Source organism: Nocardiopsis quinghaiensis (assembly GCF_008638365.1).
In the GTDB taxonomy this organism is placed as follows: Bacteria; Actinomycetota; Actinomycetes; order Streptosporangiales; family Streptosporangiaceae; genus Nocardiopsis; species Nocardiopsis quinghaiensis.
The window spans coordinates 1-4,230 of sequence record NZ_VWVU01000056.1 but is presented as its reverse complement, the minus strand read 5'-3'; the positions used below and the strand labels follow the sequence as shown (position 1 = coordinate 4,230).

General features: G+C 67.9%; 3 protein-coding genes and 2 pseudogenes. 1 reads left to right on the top strand and 4 read right to left on the bottom strand.

From position 1 onward, the window contains the following. The 4 genes and pseudogenes from FYX01_RS25925 to FYX01_RS25910 form a co-directional block, all read right to left on the bottom strand. A pseudogene (locus FYX01_RS25925) lies at positions 1–452 on the bottom strand (activator-dependent family glycosyltransferase); the annotation flags it as partial. Positions 453–531: 79 nt separating this feature from the next. After that, positions 532–1,920: an NDP-hexose 2,3-dehydratase family protein gene (locus FYX01_RS25920; protein ID WP_150246488.1), complete on the bottom strand. Its 1,389-nt coding sequence runs from the start codon at positions 1,918–1,920 to the stop codon at positions 532–534. After that, complete coding sequence (locus FYX01_RS25915) at positions 1,917–3,029, bottom strand: DegT/DnrJ/EryC1/StrS family aminotransferase (protein WP_150246484.1); 1,113 nt, start codon at positions 3,027–3,029, stop codon at positions 1,917–1,919. The genes FYX01_RS25920 and FYX01_RS25915 overlap by 4 nt, the downstream gene beginning before the upstream one ends. Positions 3,030–3,146: 117 nt before the next feature. Next, the gene (locus tag FYX01_RS25910; protein ID WP_150246481.1) at positions 3,147–3,653 is read right to left on the bottom strand and encodes an LmbU family transcriptional regulator; all 507 of its coding nucleotides are present in this window, start codon (positions 3,651–3,653) and stop codon (positions 3,147–3,149) included. Between the two features lie 400 nt (positions 3,654–4,053). On the opposite strand from FYX01_RS25910, the pseudogene FYX01_RS27340 reads away from it, so the two are divergent. Further along, a pseudogene (locus FYX01_RS27340) lies at positions 4,054–4,230 on the top strand (activator-dependent family glycosyltransferase); the annotation flags it as partial.

Sequence of the window (4,230 nt, the reverse complement as noted above, 5' to 3'; positions counted from 1 at the left end):
TCGGCCGCCACGGGGGCGGCGAAGGTGAGGGGTTCCCAGACGACCAGGTCGGGTCTCCACCACCGGCAGAAATCCGTCAACCCCACCACCATCGGATCGTTGAGGATCTTCCACCACATCATGACCGAGGACTTGGCCTCGGCCACCAGCTCGTCCCAGGAGTACTCGTCCGGCGGTGTGTCACCGGGGGTCAGGACCTCCTCGTCCAAGGCGAACGGCGCGTCGTCCCGCGTCTCACCGCTGAACAGGTTCGTCCGTAGGTCGAAGAGGCTGTGCAGGATGTGGTCGTGGCCGACGGGGACGGCGGGCAGCCCGGTCGAGGCCACGGTCGGCATCAGCTCGGGCTGGCTGGCCACCATCACCTCGTGGCCCGCCGCCCTCAGCGCCCAGGCCAGCGGCACCATCCCCAGGAAATGCGTCTTCTCCGCGTGCGACGCGATCAGTACCCGCACGGCGCCTCCCTTCCTCGATCGTGGACACTCGCGGGGCGGGCGGGCCCCGGAGGATGCCCGCCCGCCCCGTGTCCGGCTGTCAGGCCCCGGCGGCCGTCTCCGGGACGGCCCTCAGGGAGTGCGCGCACGCGACCAGGGTGCGGGCCTCGATGTTGAGGTAGTGGCCGTGTTCGAGCAGTTCCATGAGCTGCCCGAGGGTTACCCAGAGGCATCCCTCCGGTTCCTCCGTGGAACCGTCGGCAGCCGCTTCCACGATCCGGTAGCGGGTCTGTGCGTGGTGGAAGCGCCCGCCCTCCTCGGACAGCAGGGCGTCGTAGAGCACCCGCTCCCCGTCCCCGGTCGGGGCCTCCCCCAGGTGGGGCGCGGCCGAGGACTCCCGGGAGGCGGAGCTCGGGGTGACCTGGACCGTCGGGGCCAGTTCCACCACGTCCATGAGGCCGGGCTGGGGCAGCGCCCTCACCAGGAAGTGCAGAACGCCCCGGATCCGCCTGGCGAGGAACACCGCGAGGCCGTGGCCCCGGGGCGCGAGCAGCGGTTGCGTCCAGTGGCTGACCTCGCGGGTGTCCGCCTTCACGCGCACGGCGATCACACGGAACTCCCGCCCTCCGTCGTCGGCGACCTCGTCGGCTCCCCGGCTCCACCCCTTCACCCGGTCGAGCGGAACCAGCCTCGGCACCCATGCGCACCGGGATTTGGCCTCGATCAGGTGGCTGGTGATCTCACCGGGCCCGTGGAGCGCGGGGCGCGGAGACGTCGGTGACAGGGCGGAGTAGGACGCGGCGAGGGCCTCGCGGAACGGACCGCCGACCGGGGACGGGGGGTCCAGGCGCATGCACGCCAGTACCGTACGGGCGTCCATGTTCAGCAGGTTGTCGGTGCGTAGGAAACGCAGCACCTGGTCCAGTGACAGCCAGCAGAATCCCTCGTGGACGGGGACGTCCCCGTCCACGCGCACCACCATGTTGCGGTTGCGCTTGCGCCAGAACCACTGCCCCTGCTCGGACTGGAGCACGTCGACCAGTGTCCGCCGGGGGCGGGAGCCGTTGAAGTACTCCACGTAGGGGGTGTTCCGGCCGCCGTGGACCCGGGTGAAGTTGCTGCGGGTCGCCTGGACCGTGGGCGACATCTGGAGCACGTTGACGTTGCCCGGTTCGAACTTGGCCTGCATGAGGAAGTGGGGGACACCGTCGAAGTCCGCGGTGAGGACGCCGAGGATGCCGATCTCGGGCTGGTCGATGATCGGCTGGGTCCAGGTGTCGGCGCCGTCGCGTACCTCCACCCCCTCGACGGTGAAGAAGCCGCCGCTCCGGTGGCGGAGGTTGCCCGTCTCCTCCTCGAACGACCAGCCCCGCGCCTCGGAGAAGGGAACACGCTCCACCGAGACGGCGCGCGCTGTGTGCTGGTCGGCCAACCATGAGCGGAACTCCTCGTCGGAGACGGGCCGCCCCGGCTTCGCGGCAGTCGTCACAGCGAGGCCAGGGTCTTGTGCAGGGCGTCGACGACCCTGTCCTGGTCCGACTCGCTCAGGGACGGGTACATCGGCAGGGAGAAGATCCTTCCGGCCACGTCCTCGGTGACCGGCAGGGCGCCCTCCCGGTATCCGAAGTGGGCGAACCCGGTCTGGGTGTGCACCGGCCAGGGGTAACTGATGTTGAGCGAGATGTCGTGCTTCCTCATCCCCTCGATGATCCGGTCCCGCTCGGGATGCTGCACGACGTACACGTAGTACACGTGGTCGTTGCCCTCGGCGGTGACCGGGAGGAGGAGGTCGGTGCCGGCGAGCGCCTCCTCGTAACGGGCCGCCACGGCCCGGCGCCCGGCGATGTAGTCGTCGAGGCGGGTGAGCTTGCGGCGGAGGATCTCCGCGTGCACCTCGTCCAGCCGGGCGTTGAGCCCGTTGCGCGCCACCACGTAGTAGGCGGTCTCCTCCATCCCGTAGTAGCGGAGGCGGCGCATCCCCGCGTCCACCTCGGGATCGGAGGTGATGGTCGCGCCGCCGTGGCCGTAGGCGCCCAGGACCTTCGTGGGATAGAAGGAGAAGGCGCCTGCCCGACCGATGGATCCGGCTACGCGTCCGTGGTGCCGGGCACCGTGCGCCTGGGCGCAGTCCTCCAGGATCTGGAGTCCGTGCCGTTCGGCGAGGGCCTCCAGCGGTGCCATGTCGACGCACTGTCCGTAGAGGTGGACCGGCAGGATGCAGCGCGTGCGCTCGGTGATCGCGGCGGCCACCTGCTCGACGTCCATCAGGTAGGTGCGCGGGTCGATGTCGACGAACACGGGGACCGCGCCGACCTGGTCGATCGCCAGTACGGTGGGGGCCGCCGTGTTGGACACGGTGATCACCTCGTCGCCGGGCTCGATCCCCATGGCGAGCAGGGCGAGCAGGATCGCGTTGGTGCCGTTGTCGACTCCCGCGCAGTGGGCCACCCCGTGGTAGGCGGCGAACGCCTCCTCGAACTGCCCGACTCGGGGACCCCAGACGAGGTTCCCGGAGCCGAACACGCTGTCGACGGCTTCGAGGATCTCCTCTCGCTCCTGCTGGTACTCGTTGAGGTAACCCCAGACATACATGGTCATCGCGATATCACTTCCGAGTTCTGCGCTGCGGGGGGACGTTGGGGGTGACGGAGGGCTTCTCGTGACGGCGCCGGAAGGCGCGCCGGGAACACCGGGGCAAGGTAGGCGGATCCCGTTTCACGCGCCATGCGAGGACCGCGCCTCCGAGGCCTCGTCCAGGGTGTTGACGATCCAGTCCAGGAGGTCCTTGCCCTCGTCCTCGGCGGCCTTCTGCCACTGGTCGCGCTTGTGCGAGATGAGCGTCAGCCTGACCTGTGTGGACATGCTCCCGCTGTCACTCGCGGCGATGCCCGACCTGATCCGCCTGCGCAGTTCGTTCCGTGACCACTTCCACTGCTCCGCCCTGGTCAGCCATATCTCCTGCTCCGTCTCGGACAGGCTGGCGACCTCGGCGTGGTGCTGGAAGCTCAGCTTCTCCCTGCGCCGGGCCGCGGAGAACTTCCGTGCCACCCAGGCGTAGTTACGCAGCGTCTGGTAGTCGAGCGAAGTTTTGGCGATCGCCGTCTTGTAGCGGTCCGGATAGTACTCCTGACCGTAGATGAGCCAGTCGCCCAACCACCAAGCGGAAGCGTCAGATATCACGAAAATCTGATTACCGATACGCTGCCAGGAGTGAATTTCCATGTCCGGCGGAAGCGCAAGAGAGGTCCGTCTCGTCACAGCGGAGCGGTCCAGCGCTATCCGGTCGAAACTGGGCGGCGGTCCGCCGTTAACATTGGATCGGTGAATCCGACTCAGTGGGATAGTCAAGTCGCCCTCACTTAAAGCAAGTTTTCATCCCACCAGTCTTGCACCGTCCCGTGGGAAAGAGATGCGAGTACACAGCAGGAACTGGTGGGCAGGGATATTCACACACTTCGGAACAGCCGTTGGCAAGGACTGTCGGACACCTCGGACAGTAGACCAGAGAGCTCTTGCAAAGGTCTTGACAGAGACTGAACGAGCACTGGACAAAGAGGACGGCTAAGGTGCCGGCGAACCGCCGCCATACCCCCCGACCTCGAATGCCAAAGGACCTGGAAACATGAGGGTGCTGTTCGTTTCGTACGCGGAGAAGACGCATTTCCTGGGGATGGTGCCGCTGGCCTGGGCGCTGAGGGCGGCGGGCCACGAGGTGATGGTGGCCAGCCAGCCCGAGCTGATGCCGACCGTGGCCTCGACCGGGCTGCCCGCCGTCCCCGTCGGCCACGACCACGCCATG

What these genes read in the sequence shown, in the direction of transcription:
- FYX01_RS25910 (WP_150246481.1), bottom strand. Translation starts at nt 3,653, where the DNA reads ATGGAAATTCACTCCTGGCAGCGTATCGGTAATCAGATTTTCGTGATA.
- FYX01_RS25915 (WP_150246484.1), bottom strand. Translation starts at nt 3,029, where the DNA reads ATGACCATGTATGTCTGGGGTTACCTCAACGAGTACCAGCAGGAGCGA.